The organism is Affinirhizobium capsici (assembly GCF_977018625.1).
The window spans coordinates 266,409-282,997 of the sequence record NZ_CDRNXD010000005.1 but is presented as its reverse complement, the minus strand read 5'-3'; the positions used below and the strand labels follow the sequence as shown (position 1 = coordinate 282,997).

Below are 16,589 nucleotides of genomic sequence, written 5' to 3'. Positions count from 1 at the left end.
ATGAATAACTGATGATCGTTGCCTGACCGCGCGATCCCGGATTTAATCTCGAGAAGCTGGTCTTAAAGATCTGGCACAAGCGAGCTGCTCGGCGTAGCTCCAATAAAGTGACCGGATCGAACACGTCGATGGCATTATTGATCTGACTGGGTTGTAAAAGGTAACCCGGTCTGTTGGCTGTTCTGAAGAATGGTTGGCTGAATGATGAGCATTGGCAATGAGAACGATTAAGTGTCGTAAGGGCATTTGGTGGATGCCTTGGCATGCACAGGCGAAGAAGGACGTGATACGCTGCGAAAAGCCGTGGGGAGCTGCGAATGAGCTTTGATCCATGGATATCCGAATGGGGAAACCCACCTTAAATGCTTAGAAAATCCAAACTGTCAGCGATGACGGCTTGGGTTTCTAAGCATTGTTTATAAGGTATCTTATCTTGAATACATAGGGGTAAGAAGCGAACGCAGGGAACTGAAACATCTAAGTACCTGCAGGAAAGGACATCAACCGAGACTCCGCAAGTAGTGGCGAGCGAACGCGGACCAGGCCAGTGGCAATAGGAAGAAAAGTCGAACGATTTGGAAAGGTCGGCCGTAGCGGGTGATAGCCCCGTAGACGTAAGTTGACCTATTGTCCTTGAGTAAGGCGGGACACGTGAAATCCTGTCTGAACATGGGGAGACCACTCTCCAAGCCTAAGTACTCGTGCATGACCGATAGCGAACAAGTACCGTGAGGGAAAGGTGAAAAGCACCCCGACAAGGGGAGTGAAATAGAACCTGAAACCGGATGCCTACAAGCAGTCGGAGGCCGCAAGGCTGACGGCGTACCTTTTGTATAATGGGTCAACGACTTAGTGTAACTAGCAAGCTTAAGCCGGTAGGTGTAGGCGCAGCGAAAGCGAGTCTGAATAGGGCGATTTAGTTAGTTGCATTAGACCCGAAACCGAGTGATCTAGCCATGAGCAGGCTGAAGGTTGGGTAACACCAACTGGAGGGCCGAACCCGCATCTGTTGCAATAGATTGGGATGACTTGTGGCTAGGGGTGAAAGGCCAATCAAACTCGGAGATAGCTGGTTCTCCGCGAAATCTATTTAGGTAGAGCGTCGACCGAATACCCTCGGGGGTAGAGCACTGGATGGGCTATGGGGACTCACCGTCTTACTGATCCTAACCAAACTCCGAATACCGAGGAGTACTAGTCGGCAGACACACGGCGGGTGCTAACGTCCGTCGTGAAGAGGGCAACAACCCTGACCTCCAGCTAAGGTCCCCAAGTCATGGCTAAGTGGGAAAGGATGTGAGGATCCCAAAACAACCAGGATGTTGGCTTAGAAGCAGCCATCATTTAAAGAAAGCGTAACAGCTCACTGGTCTAAATAAGGGTCTTTGCGCCGAAAATGTAACGGGGCTAAAGCCATGCACCGAAGCTGAGGATGTGGATTTATCCACGTGGTAGCGGAGCGTTCCGTAGGCCTGTGAAGGAGGACCCGTGAGGGCCTCTGGAGGTATCGGAAGTGCGAATGTTGACATGAGTAACGATAAAGGGAGTGAGAGACTCCCTCGCCGAAAGACCAAGGGTTCCTGCTTAAAGTTAATCTGAGCAGGGTTAGCCGGCCCCTAAGACGAGGCGGACACGCGTAGTCGATGGGAACCACGTTAATATTCGTGGGCCTGGTGGTAGTGACGGATTGCGTAACTTGTACATTCTTATTGGATTGAGTGTGCGGGGAAGCGGTTCCAGGAAATAGCTCCACCATTATAGACCGTACCCGAAACCGACACAGGTGGTCAGGTAGAGTATACCAAGGCGCTTGAGAGAACTATGTTGAAGGAACTCGGCAAATTGCACGCGTAACTTCGGAAGAAGCGTGACCCCTTTTTACGCAAGTAGGAAGGGGTGGCACAGACCAGGGGGTAGCGACTGTTTATCAAAAACACAGGGCTCTGCGAAGTCGATAAGACGACGTATAGGGTCTGACGCCTGCCCGGTGCTGGAAGGTTAAGAGGAGGGGTGCAAGCTCTGAATCGAAGCCCCAGTAAACGGCGGCCGTAACTATAACGGTCCTAAGGTAGCGAAATTCCTTGTCGGGTAAGTTCCGACCTGCACGAATGGCGTAACGACTTCCCCGCTGTCTCCAACATAGACTCAGTGAAATTGAATTCCCCGTGAAGATGCGGGGTTCCTGCGGTCAGACGGAAAGACCCCGTGCACCTTTACTATAGCTTTACACTGGCATTCGTGTCGGCATGTGTAGGATAGGTGGTAGGCTTTGAAGCGGGGACGCCAGTCTTCGTGGAGCCATCCTTGAAATACCACCCTTATCGTCATGGATGTCTAACCGCGGCCCGTTATCCGGGTCCGGGACAGTGTATGGTGGGTAGTTTGACTGGGGCGGTCGCCTCCGAAAGAGTAACGGAGGCGCGCGATGGTGGGCTCAGACCGGTCGGAAATCGGTCGTCGAGTGCAATGGCATAAGCCCGCCTGACTGCGAGACTGACAAGTCGAGCAGAGACGAAAGTCGGTCATAGTGATCCGGTGGTCCCGCGTGGAAGGGCCATCGCTCAACGGATAAAAGGTACGCCGGGGATAACAGGCTGATGACCCCCAAGAGTCCATATCGACGGGGTTGTTTGGCACCTCGATGTCGGCTCATCGCATCCTGGGGCTGGAGCAGGTCCCAAGGGTTTGGCTGTTCGCCAATTAAAGCGGTACGTGAGCTGGGTTCAGAACGTCGTGAGACAGTTCGGTCCCTATCTGCCGTGGGTGTAGGAATATTGACAGGATCTGTCCCTAGTACGAGAGGACCGGGATGGACATATCTCTGGTGGACCTGTTGTCGTGCCAACGGCATAGCAGGGTAGCTATATATGGAAGGGATAACCGCTGAAGGCATCTAAGCGGGAAACCCACCTGAAAACGAGTATTCCCTATCAGGGCCGTGGAAGACGACCACGTTGATAGGAGGCGTGTGGACGTGCGGTAACGCATGAAGCTTAGCCTTACTAATAGCCCGATTGGCTTGATCGTTCTCATTGTTCATGCTCATCGATAAATCGATGATCATCTGTTCAGCGCTCACGCATGAGCGGCTCAAAGGAGCCTATGCTCCGCGAGGGCGCCGGACGACCGGCGACGGCCTCTGGCCTGTATGGGTGCCTAACGCATACCAACAGGAAAGAAACGTTGCGGGTGACGTGTTCAAATCTGCAAACAGGTAAGTGCCTGTACCAGCTTCTCATCTGATTGCCCTTAGCCGACCTGGTGGTTATGGCGGGGCGGCTGCACCCGTTCCCATTCCGAACACGGCCGTGAAACGCCCCAGCGCCAATGGTACTTCGTCTTAAGACGCGGGAGAGTAGGTCGCTGCCAGGTCTGCTAAAGGCAATCATTATCTTCTCATCCGAAAACAAACATCGGCCCAGCCGAATGAAGGGTCGCCAAAAGCGACCCTTTTGCCGTACAGCCAACTGAAAATGGGCAAGGAGCTGCCCAAACCGCAATGGATCTGGAAATCAATCCACTGCATTAAAGCATCAGGAATTACCTCATGCGCTCCCCGGGCATAAACCGGTAATCTTGGTGACGCGGGGTGGAGCAGCCCGGTAGCTCGTCAGGCTCATAACCTGAAGGCCGCAGGTTCAAATCCTGCCCCCGCAACCACTGAAACTTGTAAATTCTCCCATTCGGGAAACTTCTTCAAAAGCTCCTCGGCATAAGCCTCCAGGAGCTTTTTCTTTTTGCGCTCCGTGTCGATCTCGCCCGAAGCAATGCGGGACATCAGGTCGTTCTGAGCGGCTGCCACGAATTGCTGCTGCATTACGTCGATCACATCCATCGATGCCATGATGTTGGCGATGTCGCCATGGACCTGCAGGGCTGCCGGCTGATGGCCGGGTGTCTTGCCGATCACCACCGTGTGGATCAGGTCGCGCACGATCGGCATCAGCCGGCGCTTGGCCTGTTCGTCGCCATCGTTGCGGGCGAGGAAGAGAAGCTTGCGGATGGCAATCTCGGTATTCGTCGGATTGAACTGTGCCTTCAGCTTGCCGATCTTCTCCTGGAAATCTTCCGCCGGCTCTTCCGTTGCGGCGCGTTCGTGTACCAGCTTCTCGCGTGTAGCCTCCAGTTCGTCGAGTTGATCGTCGAGAGCGGGGAGGCGAGGGCGGCCTTCCGCGGCGCGGTCGCTAATCTGCTGAATGATACTTTTCTGCCGCTGTGTGGTCGCGTTCAGTTCTGCCTCGAGTTCCGCCCGGCGGGAGGGTACGCTCTTCAGCTTGCTCACTTCATGCGCGACCATCTTTTGCGAAATCCGGTCAAAGATATCGAGCGAGAAGAAGGCGACCGGAATGCAGTTGAGGACGCGCTCTTCGAGTTCGTGGCGGGTGATGGTCTTGCTGTTGCCGCAGCAGGCACCGTCGAGTTCATCGATGGGCAAGCGCTTCTTGCGATTTGTGCAGCTATAGCGATCCTTGCCGGAGATGGCGTAAGGCCCGCCACACTCGGCGCATTCCAGCATTCCGCTCAGAAGATATTCCGGCCGATGTGTCGCGTTCAGCCGATTGCTCTGCCCGAAATCAAACAGGTGGCCGACTTCTTTCTGACGTTCCTTGACGCGGCTCCACAGTTCGTCTGAGACGATGCGCATCTCCGGGACTTCCTTGAGCACCCATTCAGCAGCGTCATTGGTGCGGGCGGTGCGTCGTTCCGTCTCCGGGTTCTTCCGGTATTGGCGCCGATTCCATACGATGCGGCCGATATAGCTCTCATTGTTAAGGATACCGCTGCCCCGGCCAACATGGCCACGGATTGCGGTATCGCGCCATTTGCGGCCACGCGGGCCGGGAATGCCTTCCTTGTTGAGGAGTTGAGCGATGTCGCGCGGCGACATGCCGTCTGCGTAGAGCTGATAGATGCGGCGGACAATATTAGCCTTGCCGGTATCGATCTCCCGCAAACCTCGGATGCGGTCACCCATCTCATCGCGCTGTTGCGAAAGCTTGTAGCCGTAGGCGAGACACGTCGACGCCTTGCCCTTCTTTACGGCCATCTTCATACCCTCGCGAGTCCGGTATCGGATCTGCTCTACCAGTTCATGGCTGAGGGCGGTTCGCAGGGCCATCTCGAGATTGGTGACCGCCTGGGCGCCATGAACGGTCCACAGGTCGATGTCGCGATACTGCCACTCCTTCAGCATCTTGAATGCATGCTCGAGGTCGCGCGACAGGCGATCGACGGTGACACAGAGGACAATGTCGATCTTCTCGCGCCGGACATGGGACATGAGATTCTGGATGCCGGGGCGTAGCTGGTAGCTCGTACCGCTGATCGCGGCATCGGAATAGGTTGCGACCAGCTTCCAGCCACGATCTTTGACGAAGGCTTCGCCAAGCTCGATTTGCGTCTCGATCGAGACCTCGTGCTGGCGGTCGGTGGAGTAGCGGGCATAAAACAGGATATTCTTGGTCATTGGGGCAGTTCCATCTGAAACAATCTCATCGTGAATCCTGGCCGGCTTCGCCGGCCAGTGCGTCTGCTGCGTGCTCAGTTCTGCTGATTACGGCGCCCTGCCAATCCTGCCGCATGCTCTGCTACGGCATTCTGGCGATCCTTCACGCGGCCCCAGAGTTCATCGCTGACGATGCGTAGCGCCGATACGTAATGGTCGTCATCGTCGCCCGCCTGTTTACACACGCCGATGTAAGCCGGGTTGTTCAGGATCCCCGTTCTGTTGGCGCAATTGCCGCGGATCGCAGCGTCGCGCCAGATACTGCCACGGGGACCGGCCACGCCTTCCACATTTAGAAGCGCTGCGATCTTTGTCGGAGCCATCCCCTCGGCATACAAACTGAAAATGCGGCGGACGACGTCGGCGGCGACCGGATCGACAACCTTGAAACCGAAGATGCGCTGGCCGTCCGCATTGCAGGCGCCAGAATAGCGGTAGCCGAATGGAAGGGGGGCGAAGTGTTTCTCCTCGCGCAGGTCGTCGGGAACCTGGGCAATACGGCCGCTCGGGACAAACATGTTGCTGCGGTCGGTCATATAATAGTCGGACAGGTTCCGGGCGGTGATCCGCTCGCCGGGATCGGCGACCCAGAGTTCGATGCCCTTACCAGTAAGTTCGCTCAACAGTCGATTAGCGATATCGAATCGCGAGCACAACCGGTCCAGCGTATGGCAGAGGACGATATCGACCGTCTCACGCTCGATGTGGGCGAACAGCTTGCGCACGCCGGGCTGCGCCATGAAGACGACTTCGCCGATGTCCTCGTCAGCATAGGACTTTGCGAAGGTCCAGCCATTCTCCTTGATGAAGCGGTGCCCATAGTAGAGCTGTGTTTCGAGGCAGGCATTGATTGGGTCGCCGGCGGAATGGCGTGCATAGAACAAAACATTTTTGGTCATGGAGTGATCTCTGTTCGAATGGGTGAAGGCGGGGGACATGGTAGCCGGCGGCAGGGGACTTGAGAGCCCCGCCGCGATGCCAGATCATCATGGTCTGGCGGTTGGCAGGTACTGGCGGCAATAATTGCCGCCGATGAGGTGCTGCTCCTGAGTGCTGGTCAGTAACCCATCAACGCGCGATAAGCCGCGGCTTCGTCGGTGTTGCCTCCAATCCAGCCATGCTGCTGAAGCTTGAGAAGGCTGTCGGCGACGCTGTCGCGCGCCCCGCACCACGTCCAGCCGGAATCGGCGGGGCGGATAATGAAGACGTCGGTGGAGGTCACCTTGACCCGCGTTGCGCCGGTCTCCGCCTTGATGGCTTCGCGAAACAGGCGATCCAGTTCCTTGATCTGACGCTTCTGCTCGGCCGTCAGGTGTGTCGGCTGGACGCGCTGAAGAGTCTTCGATGGGATGGGCGTCGCGGGGATACGGTGGGTGAGGACGAACACACGGTGCACCGGTTTGCGCCGCCAAGGTGCCCGGTCGATATCGACCATCAGGCCGTTATTGGTCACGTCGCAAAACAGCTCGCCACTGATGGCGGCGCGGTGGTTGTTCAGAAACACGATGGAAGGGTGGCTTTGCTGGATGCCCGTGCGGGCTTTGAGGTACGCAGCAAGGGTCGGGCGACCTTTGACCTTGTGCCATTCGCCTGCATAGCCCAGCAATCGCAAGGTGCTTTAGATCTCAGTGTGGCTGGTCTTCGTGATCGCGGGAGCGCGACGACGGTCTACCCAGCCAGCGCCATGACGGTGGAGGCGCACGGCATCGCGGATGCGCGACATCGGTTCACCCGTGATGGACGCCATGGCTGCTGTGCCGGAATGCAGCCGGGATTTGGTGTCGTTGTCGACATCGTGCAGGTGATAGGTCTTGATCGCTCCGATCGCCGAAGCGAGATAGATGATGTTGGTCACGTTTTGGTCCTTCGTGTCCAGAGTGGATATTGAAGGAATGCGTTCACCACTATGGGACCCCTCAGGCTTCCGCTCGCCCTCGATCCCCATCATCTAATGCCTGTAAAGCCACCACACGGAAAAGGTGACACAGGCTGGGCATGCTCTGCAGGACGGTTCCGCACCGGCCAGAGCCTCTGTAAAAATCGGTACGACGCTCGATCATCGGAGTCACGAGCGCGCCAGGAGTCCTCTCTTGCAAGATTGTCCCAGTTGGCCAAAAGCTAATCAAAAACCAGTTTCCGCCATGCAAGGGCTTCCGCTGGGTCGCATCCTGACTGAACCGCTAACTTCAGCCGCTCCCGAAAGCAATGGCATGCTCCCTGCTAAGCCGCCTTTATCTGAAAATCTGCCTATCACGTCCTTAATACGATCGGTTGCATTTTATCGAACGAGATGAAATTGGTCGGTGCGCGTCAGAGCCGTCGGAGTGCAATAGAGGGCAGGCCAAAGGTGGCGCCAGGATATGGCGCGGGACGCTCATCCAGAAAACCTCAGGAAAACCGATTCAGAATCAAACGGCGTTTAACCGAGTAATGGGGGGAGGAGCCGTAGAGTCTGCAAACGCCGTTAGGCGTTCCCGCAGCCATCGTTGATGGGCAAAAGACCGAAACCGCAGGCTGCAGTTCGGACGCAACCGGTCAGTCAGCGTCGTCAGCGCCGTCAGGATAGAGCAAGTGGGGCTTGCGGCGGAAGGGCGAGCCCCCCGTTAGATATTTGTAGATGAGCTCGTCGAGAACGATCTCGGATTGGCGGTTGTCGAAGCCTTGTTCTGCCAGCATCGCAACGATCCTGGCTCTGAACTTCTCGAGGTCCTCGTGCAGCTCCTTCTCGATCGCCCTGTTGATGAGCCAGTAGAGTGCGACGCGGGCCACATCGTCGCGTCCGGGGCGCTTGGCCTTTCGATCCGCATCGCGCAGCTTCTGCTGTCGCTCACGCTGTTTGCTGTTGCGGATCTCTTCGGACTTCGCTGGCATACACTCTTTCCCATCAGGTCTCTGGCTACCGATGCCAGACCGTTGTCACCGCGACAACGCCGTTTGCATGGAATCGGAAATCCCGGTTTATGAATCGTTTTTTTAGGGTTTTGAATCAAATGAACGCAATTTGAGATCAATTGCGGACACGTTGAGACAGGTCGAGATAAGCTGGCGAGGGCCAAACGGCGGTCGTGAATCAAATGACCAGCGTTTGGAATCAAAAATATCGGCCCTTGAATCAAATGAGCGCAATTTGTCTCGACGTGCGGGCACTTCGGAACGACCTGTGGGCAAGGTGACAGAAATCGCCGACGGATCCCTCTCCCGCTTGCGCCTGCAGGACTATCTCCATTCCGGACTATGAGGCGGCGACGAACCAAAAAGCTTCCCGGTGGGTTCATCCGCGAAGTCGCATGTCATATATTCCAGCCGTTCGCGCGGAATGTGCCATCTCCGGGTGGAAATCGAGCATCGCCTTTAGACGGCGAGACGCTGGCTTCGTGTTTACTTCGCCGCGTGTTTCCGTGACGACAAGACTACTTCGTGAAGCCCTAAATGTGGGAGGCCGGCTATCCGGCTACGGATTCTGGATTTTGCCGTGAAATAAAATCAATCGATCATGTAGTGTAAAATTTTTGAAGATGTTGTATATATTGATTTATAATGGTTAATATCGTGTTATGATCGAAATAATGCCTGTAAATTTGACGATAAAATGAAGATTATATTCGAATCAATATTGGGTGTATGTTTTGCTCTGATTTGAATTATGTCCGTATTCGCGCGATCATATAGACATCCGATGGGTTGCTCGTCGGATACATTGTAAACGCGTCACACGGAGACTTCCATGCGCACTAAGACCACCAAGACGATCGCGACTGCCGCCTATTCCTACGAAGATAACGGTATCGGGCACTCGATGCGCGAACAGCTCGAAACGAGCGCGGCCCATATCTTCGACCTCGGCCGCCGCACCACCGAGCAGACTTTCGAGCTCGGCGATCATCTGAGCCGGGCTGCCGACCTCTTGGCCGACGGCCGGTTCGACAATTGGGTAAAGCTGCGCTGCGGTCTCGCACCGCGCAGCGCCCGCAATTATACTGCGGTGTACCGCAACCTGACACCCTACCGTGATGAACTGGTCGACCTCTCGGTCGGGGCGACGGCGCTGTTCCATCTGAGTTCGGCAACGACCGACCAGATCACTGCGGCCATTGCCTTCGCCGAGGAGAACGGGCGTCTGCAGGTTGCCGACGTGAAGGCCATTCTCGCTAGCAGCGAAGAAGGTGGCGACAAGGCCGGGAAGGACGATCAGTTCTGGACCGGCGGTGTTGGCGGACTGAAAGTGATGATTGCGGCCAAGATCCGCGATGGATTGAAGGCGTTCCTCGCCCATGTCGCCACAATCTGCCAGGCGATCGAGGCTGCATTGGCCAAAAGCCGCGTGATCAAGGAGGCGCTGGCGAAGGAAATCCAGGACATTGCCCGTGTCGCCCGCCAGGAGCTCGAAAACCTGGCGCTGTTCATCGAGCCGGAGCTCGATTATGGCCGCAACACCCGGCCGACGAAATTCCCGAAAGGAAGCGGCTGGGCCGAGGTTAACGATACGCTCTACACATTGGGGGGTGTCGATAGCTGGCCGAAGTCGAAAGACATGCGTGACTGGCTTGCGCTGCATGTGCTTCCGGTGCTTGGCTGGGCGGTGTCAAAGGAGCGGAAGCCGGAATGGCCGCTTGCGGTGCCAACTGCTCTGGCTTCCGAACCGGCGGTTCTGGAAGAGGCGAACAGCGTCGGCGATCGTCACGATGTCGAGCCGGCAATGTTGGACGAGATCTCGACTGATGCCGATGTCCCGGATGAGGCGATCGACCGGTTCGGCGCGGCGCTGGAGGAGGCGACCGGGGGCTTCATGACGGTCAGCCGGGAGGCGCCGCGAAACCGCAAGCAGTTTGCCAAGGTGCCGGCGCTTGCAGATGACAACGTCGCCGAGGCTGAACTCGTACCCGCCGTCACGCCGTAAGATGCAGTTTGCACGAGGGTAGGGCGACCGGCCTTCCCACCAAACGCGAAAGGGCCGCATGTCGGCCCTTTTCCTTTTGCCTGATGATGGCGAGCGAAACGCTGAGGCCGACCCCTGCGATCACCGGACGCGTTCACCGCGCCGGACTTCGTGAGCCCGCCGTTAACCTTGTACCGGCTTTGTTCTTTTTTGCTCTCCCGGGTCCTTGAGCCCGCCCGCCGGTCCTGCCAGGTTGGGGTCGTTCGGAAGACCGGACACAAAACGGCCCAAGGCAGCGCGCCAACGCTACCAAGGGCCTGACCCTCAAGCCTTCGCGAAAAGGAATCGGGCTATGACAACGCATACTCTCTCAACCTCTGCCGGGGAAGTTCTTCGTTCGACTGTCGCTGCGACATCGATGTTCTCCCACCGCTCATTCGGTATCGGTGCGTACAGCATCAGCGAACCGGCCGCTTTGCGCCGCCATCCGCATATTGTTCGCTTCGCCGAAGTCGAGGCCGATCTCGATCTGCTCATCGATCGCGCCATTGCGGCAATCGCCGACGGCGAGCCCGTCGAGGACGAGATCCTCGGCCACTACGTTCACATCGCTTCGCTTGTCCGTGCAGTGTCTTTCCGGGAAGGCAAGTTGTTGGAGCAGGCGGTCGAGCGTCTGGCTAAAGCCAACCCCAATGTCGTTGTCTTGACGCAGTCGCTGAAGTTGCCGCTGGTGAAGGCCGCGCTTGAAGCCGTGTCCGGCAACGACTGGTCCAGCCTTGATGGCGTGAAGCTTGATTGCGAGGCACCGGCGAAGGGCAGCTATACGCCAGACCTGATCCTCGTGAATCGTGCGCGGCACACGGCCTACATCCTCGACCTCAAACGGTCGCTCGCCTCGTATGGCGACACCAGTCGGCTCGAGGAGTTGAAGCTGAAGATGATGGCGTCGGCGATGGTGCTGCCGGACTGGCTTTATAAAAGCCACAAGCGCTTGATGGTCGATACCGTCGAAGTTGCCATCGTCGATGGCGCCAGTCGCCCAAGCGATCATGCCAACGGCATCTGGGCCTTGTCGGAGATCGACGACCTGCTGGAAATCGACGGAGTTGCGGCCTGCATGGCCGAACTGCGCCTGCGCTTCGGTCGCCGCGTGCAGCAGCTCCTCGAAGCGGAAGCCCGTAAGGCCCTCGGTGTCGTGGCTCCGGTTGTGTCGGACGCGGCCGCTACCTCGACCGTATTGGGCAAGTCGCTGATCGCGCTGAACGGTCCCGCCCGCACTTACGATGAAGAGCAGGCGATGGCCGCGCAGGACGAGGACAATGGTCACGACCATCTCGGCTGCTTCGACGAGGATCATGACGACGAGCCCGAACCGGTCCGCATCCGGGTCGGCTTTGCCCGCCGTCCGCGCCGGCACTGACGCGCCGCCAGCCTAACGACGCTGATCGCGGCCGCGCCTGAAGCGCGTGGCCGGCTTCTCCAGTCAATTCCATTCCATGAACGCCGGATGCCGATGCGCTCCGGCGAGGAGACAGTTATGTCCATCGATACCCACAGCCCGTCTGTGGCCGGCTTCGTCTGCGAAGCGGTCACGGCCGATACCGTCGCGTTGCCCTGTCATCACGGCAAGCCTGCGAAACTCTCTCATATCCCAGCCGAGGACGTGGATCGCGGTTCGAGCGATCGCGACGACCCCGCCGTACTGATCGGATTGGCGCTCGCCTTCGTCCGGCAAGGTTCTCTGCTGGATGGCCTTGTGCCGGAGCCTCTGATCTTGCGGCTGAATTCACTTGCCACCAGCGGCGACGCGGCATGCCGACTGCTGCTCGACTGGCTGCAGAATCGCAATCGGGACCTCGCTCCGTTCGGGAACGAACACCTGAGCCTGTCTTTCTCGACCGGCTCGTTGGACGATACTCACCGGTCGCGCCGTTCCCCGCGCGAGCGTGTGTTGACGCGGGTCCCGCAGCTCGCTGCCATTAATGGGCGGCGTGGCCGGACGCGTCCGCGGGATCCGGTGAAGAATGTTCAAACGGCAATTATTGCCGCGGAGACGGGAGGCCGGACTAATGGATAAGCTCGCCCGACTGCTTGTTCGCCGTCTTCGTCATCTTAGCCGCCGCGAGGCACGCCGGGCCGCACTGCGCAACGGTCTGCTATCGGTTAGGATCGTCGATGTCGATGGCCACATGCTCTGCTGCTACAGCCCTGCATTCGACACGACAAGGCTGACCGGCGATCCGATCCGTGACGATACCTGGTTCCGGCGCAATTTTGGTGACTGGCTTGTCGCAACGAAGGAAACCGGCAATCCGAGGCCGGGTTCTGGTGGCGATAGTGTGGTGACCGGCGGGATCGTTCATCCGCCGTTTGCCTCGCAATTCATGGTCCTGCCGCGGGCGCGTCGCGGCACAATCGTAGAGGAAGGGGTGTTGGGCAATGATATCGATCGGCGCGCTTACGCGGTCGGTCTGGTGGATCGCGCAGCCCTTCAGCCATCGGTCAGTCATATTGTTGCAATCCTGGTTCTGGCACGTGCGGTGCGCAGCAGCGGCCGCTCTCTGCGGGAGATCGTTTATACGCTGACCCGCGTGACACCGGTGATCACCCTCCATGCGCCGCTCGATGGCTTCGAGCGTGAGGTGCTGCGGCTCCTGGAGAAATCCCGGCTGGTGCCGGGCGGCCCGTTTGCAGTCATCGAGTCCGATCACATGTTCAACGACGATCACTTCGACTTCGTGGAAGGCGAGACACGCAGACGCTTGATGACTTTCTCAGGCGCCGGTGTGCATCGTGTCACGGGCAATGCCCTACCTCGGCGGATGCTCAGCGCACTGTCCCACGACTTGGCCGTTCTCGCCATCGCGGAGAAGCGATCGGACATTCCCTCGCTGCTGCAGATCGCCGCCGACCTGCGTCTGGAAACGGGAAAGCTCGATCGCAGCTTCGTCGCCGATCTGGTCGAGGTGCTTTATCCGGACGTGGCAATCGAGACGCTGGGCCTGCCGTCGGATTCCGATGCGCGCTGGTTGTCGCTGGAGGATCTGGTCCTTGCCTTCCGTCCAGGGCGGCATGTTCGCGACGTGCTGCATGTCCTGGCGACGCTCATTGAGCGCAATCGCGCTGACTTCGAGGAAGAGGAGGACGGTGGTGGCGGGAGTGACGACAAGGCACCCGGATCGGCATCGTCGAACACATCCGCCGAGAAGCCCAAAGGCTCACACGAAAAGCCGAAACCGACCGACACTGATAGCAACGGTCGCTGGAAAAAGGACAAGCCGTCCGGGGCCGAAGTGATCCAGCCGGAGCCAATGCCGGCGCTGGGCGAGACCGGCCACAAACCGCCATTGACCGTCGAAACGCTCTCCGGATATGGCAAGGCGAAAGACTGGGCGCTCGATCTCAAGGAGGATCTGGACGATTACCTGGCGAGTAACCTCGCTTGGTCGGAGATGAGCACCAAGCTTTTGCTGTCCGGTCCACCCGGGACCGGAAAGACCACCTTTGCCCGGGCACTGTGCAACAGTCTGCAGGTCCCACTGATCGTCACCTCGGTGTCGACCTGGCTGCAGGGCGGTCATTTGAACGACGTGATCGACAGGATGAACAAGACCTTTGTCGAGGCGCGAGCCATGGCACCGGCGATTTTGTTTATCGACGAGATTGACGGCATCGGCAAACGGCAGCCCGCCGAGCGGGAACATGCCGACTATTGGAACGCCGTGGTCAACAAGCTCCTGGAACTGCTCGATGGCGCTGTGAAGAGCGAGGGCCTCATTGTCGTGGGTGCCACCAACCGCCCAGACAATATCGACGAGGCGATCAAGCGCTCCGGACGATTGGAGACGCATATCGAAATCCCCAGGCCCGATGTGCCGACGCTTGCCGAAATCTTTGCGCACCATCTCGGTGATGATGTTGAAGCTCTCGTGATGGAAGCCAAGCGACCACGGGTAGAGGAAAAGCCTACCGCACGCAGCAACAGCAACGTCGATCACCCGGATCGCAACGGCACCGGTAGACAACGTCGCATCGAAGACACTCAAGCAAGGCCCCTGAAATGAAAACAGTATCAAATGACGCAAGCGCAGTGGACTCAGAAGCGACGAAGGCCATGCTCGACCGCTTGGCAACCCGTGCCATGGGAATGACCGGGGCCGATGTCGAACGCTTCGTCCGTGAAGCTCGTCTTAAAGCGCGCCGCGAGAAGCGGGCAATCCGTTACGAGGACCTTGAGGCAGCCATCCGTAATGACCGACCGCAACTGTCGCAAGATCTCCGCTGGCGCTTTGCGGTTCACGAGGCAGGTCATGCACTCGTCCATCATGTCCTGAAGCTGGGACCCATCCACGGCATCAACATCGACACAGCCAATGGAGGTGCTTACAGCGAGCTTGGCTTCTCCGCATCAGGAAGCGACACCCTCAGCTACCGGGAGAACATCCTCGCCATGATGATGGCGGGACGCGCAGCCGAGCAAATCGTCATCGGCAATGTCTCTGCGGGCTCGGCCGGGTCCGATGATAGCGATCTTGCCCGAGCAACCACCCTTGCGCTTGCCATCGAAAGATCGCTTGGTTTTGGTGCCGTCCATCCGCTTCTCTACCGAAAGGACAACGATCCGACCGCGGTTCTGGATGGCAATCCGGAGTTGTCAGCGCGCATTCATGTGCGGCTGGAAAAAGCGCTTGAGAGGGCTGGGACGATTATCGGTAAGCACCGTAGCAAACTGAATGACCTGGCAAAAGCTCTGTTTGAGGAACGGGCGCTGGATGGGAAAGCCGTTGAAGATGTTTTGCGGTATATCTGGAAATTTAAAGCCTGAGAAATATAATCATTTTGAGTATTGATAAGAGTTACTTATCGATAGTCATTACGCAAACTGGCAATCATACTATATGAAGAACTGTAATAAGCCGATAGAGTTCGTGTAATAAATCATTTGCCGTAGATACAATGGCTTACGATCTCGCGAAAATCAGCATAAGCGTTGTGATGCGGCCAGCTTTCGACGCTGCCGTCGCGCTCACTCGTCTCGACGAGCGCATCGCCCGCTCGCCGGTTGGCGCCGGCCTTCTCGAACGGCAAAATTTCGCTGACGCCTGCGCCTCGCTGTGGACCGACGGCGAACTCGTGCATCTCGAAGACCTCGTCCTGCACGACGCTACCCGCGATATTCGCACACCCACCCATGAGCTGACCATCGCCCGCGACGTCCTGCGCACCCGTCGGCGTATTGCGGCGCAGCTGCCCGGCTGGGCCTTGTCGCCTGACGGAATCCGCACGTTGCGTAGATCCTCGGAGATCGCGTCGGGTGGCGCGGACGAGGCGACGACCACCGGAGTAATTCGGCCGGCGATCGCGATCGACGCGGAAGGGGAGGGGGATAACGCCGACGACGCCCAAGAGCTCCCCGGCGTCGACTATGCAGCTATCGATGCGCTGCTCGCGCGCTCTGACGCTGCGATCGAACGAGTCAAAAAGCCTGGCCGGGCTCCGGCCGATCCGCTGGTCTATGATCTCGACTGGGACGAGGATGCCCGGCTCGATGAATGGCGTGGCGTCTTACGTCAGGCCGACAATTTGCCGGCGGTGCTGCAGGCCATCGTCGCCCTGGACGCCTGGAACGAGCTTGCCGTCCTGCAGCACGCCCCTTGGCTCGGCCGGTTGCTGGCCGCTTCGATCCTGCGCCAGGCGGGCATCACGTCAGGCGCCCATCTCGCGGCCATCAACCTTGGCCTCAAAACCATTCCGGTCGATCGGCGCCGGCATCGCGATCGTGAGACCCGGCTGCTGGCGATTGCACACGGTTTGCTGTCGGCGGCAGAGATCGGCATGAAGGAGCACGATCGGTTGGCGCTGGCTCGAACACTGATGGAGCGAAAGCTGGAAGGGCGCCGGACGTCTTCGAAATTGCCCGAGCTCGTCGAGTTGGTGATGGCAAAGCCGCTCGTGTCGGCCGGACTGGTGGCGAAGGCGCTCGAGGTCACGCCGCAGGCGGCGCGGCGGATTGTGACGGAGCTCGGCCTAAGGGAGATGACGGGCAGGGGGAGGTTTCGGGCGTGGGGTGTGATGTAGCCTCGACCGCTTCCGTTGACTAAGACGGGGTCCGTACATCCCGCACCCGACGATTTGGCTGAACTAGCAAGGGTGGATTGATACTGTTCCCGGCGAGGAGTCAACGTCATCGCCGGTCAATCTTGAAGC

The 16,589-nt window shown here is 58.3% G+C and carries 11 protein-coding genes, 1 tRNA gene and 2 rRNA genes; 9 read left to right on the top strand and 5 right to left on the bottom strand.

What is annotated here, in order from left to right; translation table 11 throughout:
* Positions 1 to 225: 225 nt before the first annotated feature.
* From AC0JZ1_RS17470 to AC0JZ1_RS17460, 3 genes are all read left to right on the top strand, one after another.
* Positions 226 to 3,027, top strand: a 23S ribosomal RNA gene (locus tag AC0JZ1_RS17470).
* A 230-nt stretch (positions 3,028 to 3,257) separates the two neighbouring features.
* Positions 3,258 to 3,372 (top strand): 5S ribosomal RNA (gene rrf, locus AC0JZ1_RS17465).
* Between the two features lie 211 nt (positions 3,373 to 3,583).
* A tRNA-Met gene (locus AC0JZ1_RS17460) sits at positions 3,584 to 3,660 on the top strand.
* Here AC0JZ1_RS17460 and AC0JZ1_RS17455 read toward each other — a convergent pair.
* The 5 genes from AC0JZ1_RS17455 to AC0JZ1_RS17435 all read right to left on the bottom strand — a co-directional run bounded on the left by AC0JZ1_RS17455 (position 3,617) and on the right by AC0JZ1_RS17435 (position 8,377).
* Complete coding sequence (locus tag AC0JZ1_RS17455; RefSeq protein ID WP_471883721.1) at positions 3,617 to 5,467, bottom strand: recombinase family protein; 1,851 nt, start codon at positions 5,465 to 5,467, stop codon at positions 3,617 to 3,619. The two genes, AC0JZ1_RS17460 and AC0JZ1_RS17455, sit on opposite strands and share 44 nt — an antisense overlap.
* A 74-nt stretch (positions 5,468 to 5,541) precedes the next feature.
* Positions 5,542 to 6,405: a recombinase family protein gene (locus AC0JZ1_RS17450; protein WP_471883710.1), complete on the bottom strand. Its 864-nt coding sequence runs from the start codon at positions 6,403 to 6,405 to the stop codon at positions 5,542 to 5,544.
* A 158-nt stretch (positions 6,406 to 6,563) separates the two neighbouring features.
* Positions 6,564 to 7,112 carry a hypothetical protein gene (locus AC0JZ1_RS17445; protein WP_471883709.1) on the bottom strand — a complete coding sequence of 183 codons (549 nt, stop codon included), beginning with the start codon at positions 7,110 to 7,112 and terminating at the stop codon, positions 6,564 to 6,566.
* Between the two features lie 12 nt (positions 7,113 to 7,124).
* On the bottom strand, positions 7,125 to 7,361 hold the full coding sequence (locus AC0JZ1_RS17440; RefSeq protein WP_471883708.1) for a hypothetical protein: 237 nt from the start codon (positions 7,359 to 7,361) through the stop codon (positions 7,125 to 7,127).
* A gap of 680 nt (positions 7,362 to 8,041) precedes the next feature.
* Positions 8,042 to 8,377 (bottom strand): hypothetical protein, encoded by a 336-nt coding sequence (locus AC0JZ1_RS17435; RefSeq protein WP_471883707.1) that lies wholly within the window; start codon positions 8,375 to 8,377, stop codon positions 8,042 to 8,044.
* 853 nt (positions 8,378 to 9,230) lie between these two features.
* Between AC0JZ1_RS17435 and AC0JZ1_RS17430 the strand changes: the two genes are divergently transcribed.
* The 6 genes from AC0JZ1_RS17430 (at position 9,231) to AC0JZ1_RS17405 (ending at position 16,460) form a co-directional block, all read left to right on the top strand.
* Positions 9,231 to 10,403 (top strand): hypothetical protein, encoded by a 1,173-nt coding sequence (locus AC0JZ1_RS17430; RefSeq protein WP_471883706.1) that lies wholly within the window; start codon positions 9,231 to 9,233, stop codon positions 10,401 to 10,403.
* A 331-nt stretch (positions 10,404 to 10,734) separates the two neighbouring features.
* Positions 10,735 to 11,802: a hypothetical protein gene (locus tag AC0JZ1_RS17425; protein ID WP_471883705.1), complete on the top strand. Its 1,068-nt coding sequence runs from the start codon at positions 10,735 to 10,737 to the stop codon at positions 11,800 to 11,802.
* A gap of 117 nt (positions 11,803 to 11,919) precedes the next feature.
* Positions 11,920 to 12,459: a hypothetical protein gene (locus tag AC0JZ1_RS17420; protein WP_471883704.1), complete on the top strand. Its 540-nt coding sequence runs from the start codon at positions 11,920 to 11,922 to the stop codon at positions 12,457 to 12,459.
* Entirely contained in the window at positions 12,452 to 14,446 is a 1,995-nt protein-coding gene (locus tag AC0JZ1_RS17415; protein WP_471883703.1) for an AAA family ATPase, read from the top strand. Before AC0JZ1_RS17420 ends, AC0JZ1_RS17415 begins: the two co-directional genes overlap by 8 nt.
* Positions 14,443 to 15,207 carry an ATP-dependent metallopeptidase FtsH/Yme1/Tma family protein gene (locus tag AC0JZ1_RS17410; RefSeq protein WP_471883702.1) on the top strand — a complete coding sequence of 255 codons (765 nt, stop codon included), beginning with the start codon at positions 14,443 to 14,445 and terminating at the stop codon, positions 15,205 to 15,207. Before AC0JZ1_RS17415 ends, AC0JZ1_RS17410 begins: the two co-directional genes overlap by 4 nt.
* A 131-nt stretch (positions 15,208 to 15,338) precedes the next feature.
* Entirely contained in the window at positions 15,339 to 16,460 is a 1,122-nt protein-coding gene (locus tag AC0JZ1_RS17405; protein ID WP_471883701.1) for an RHE_PE00001 family protein, read from the top strand.
* Positions 16,461 to 16,589 lie beyond the last annotated feature (129 nt).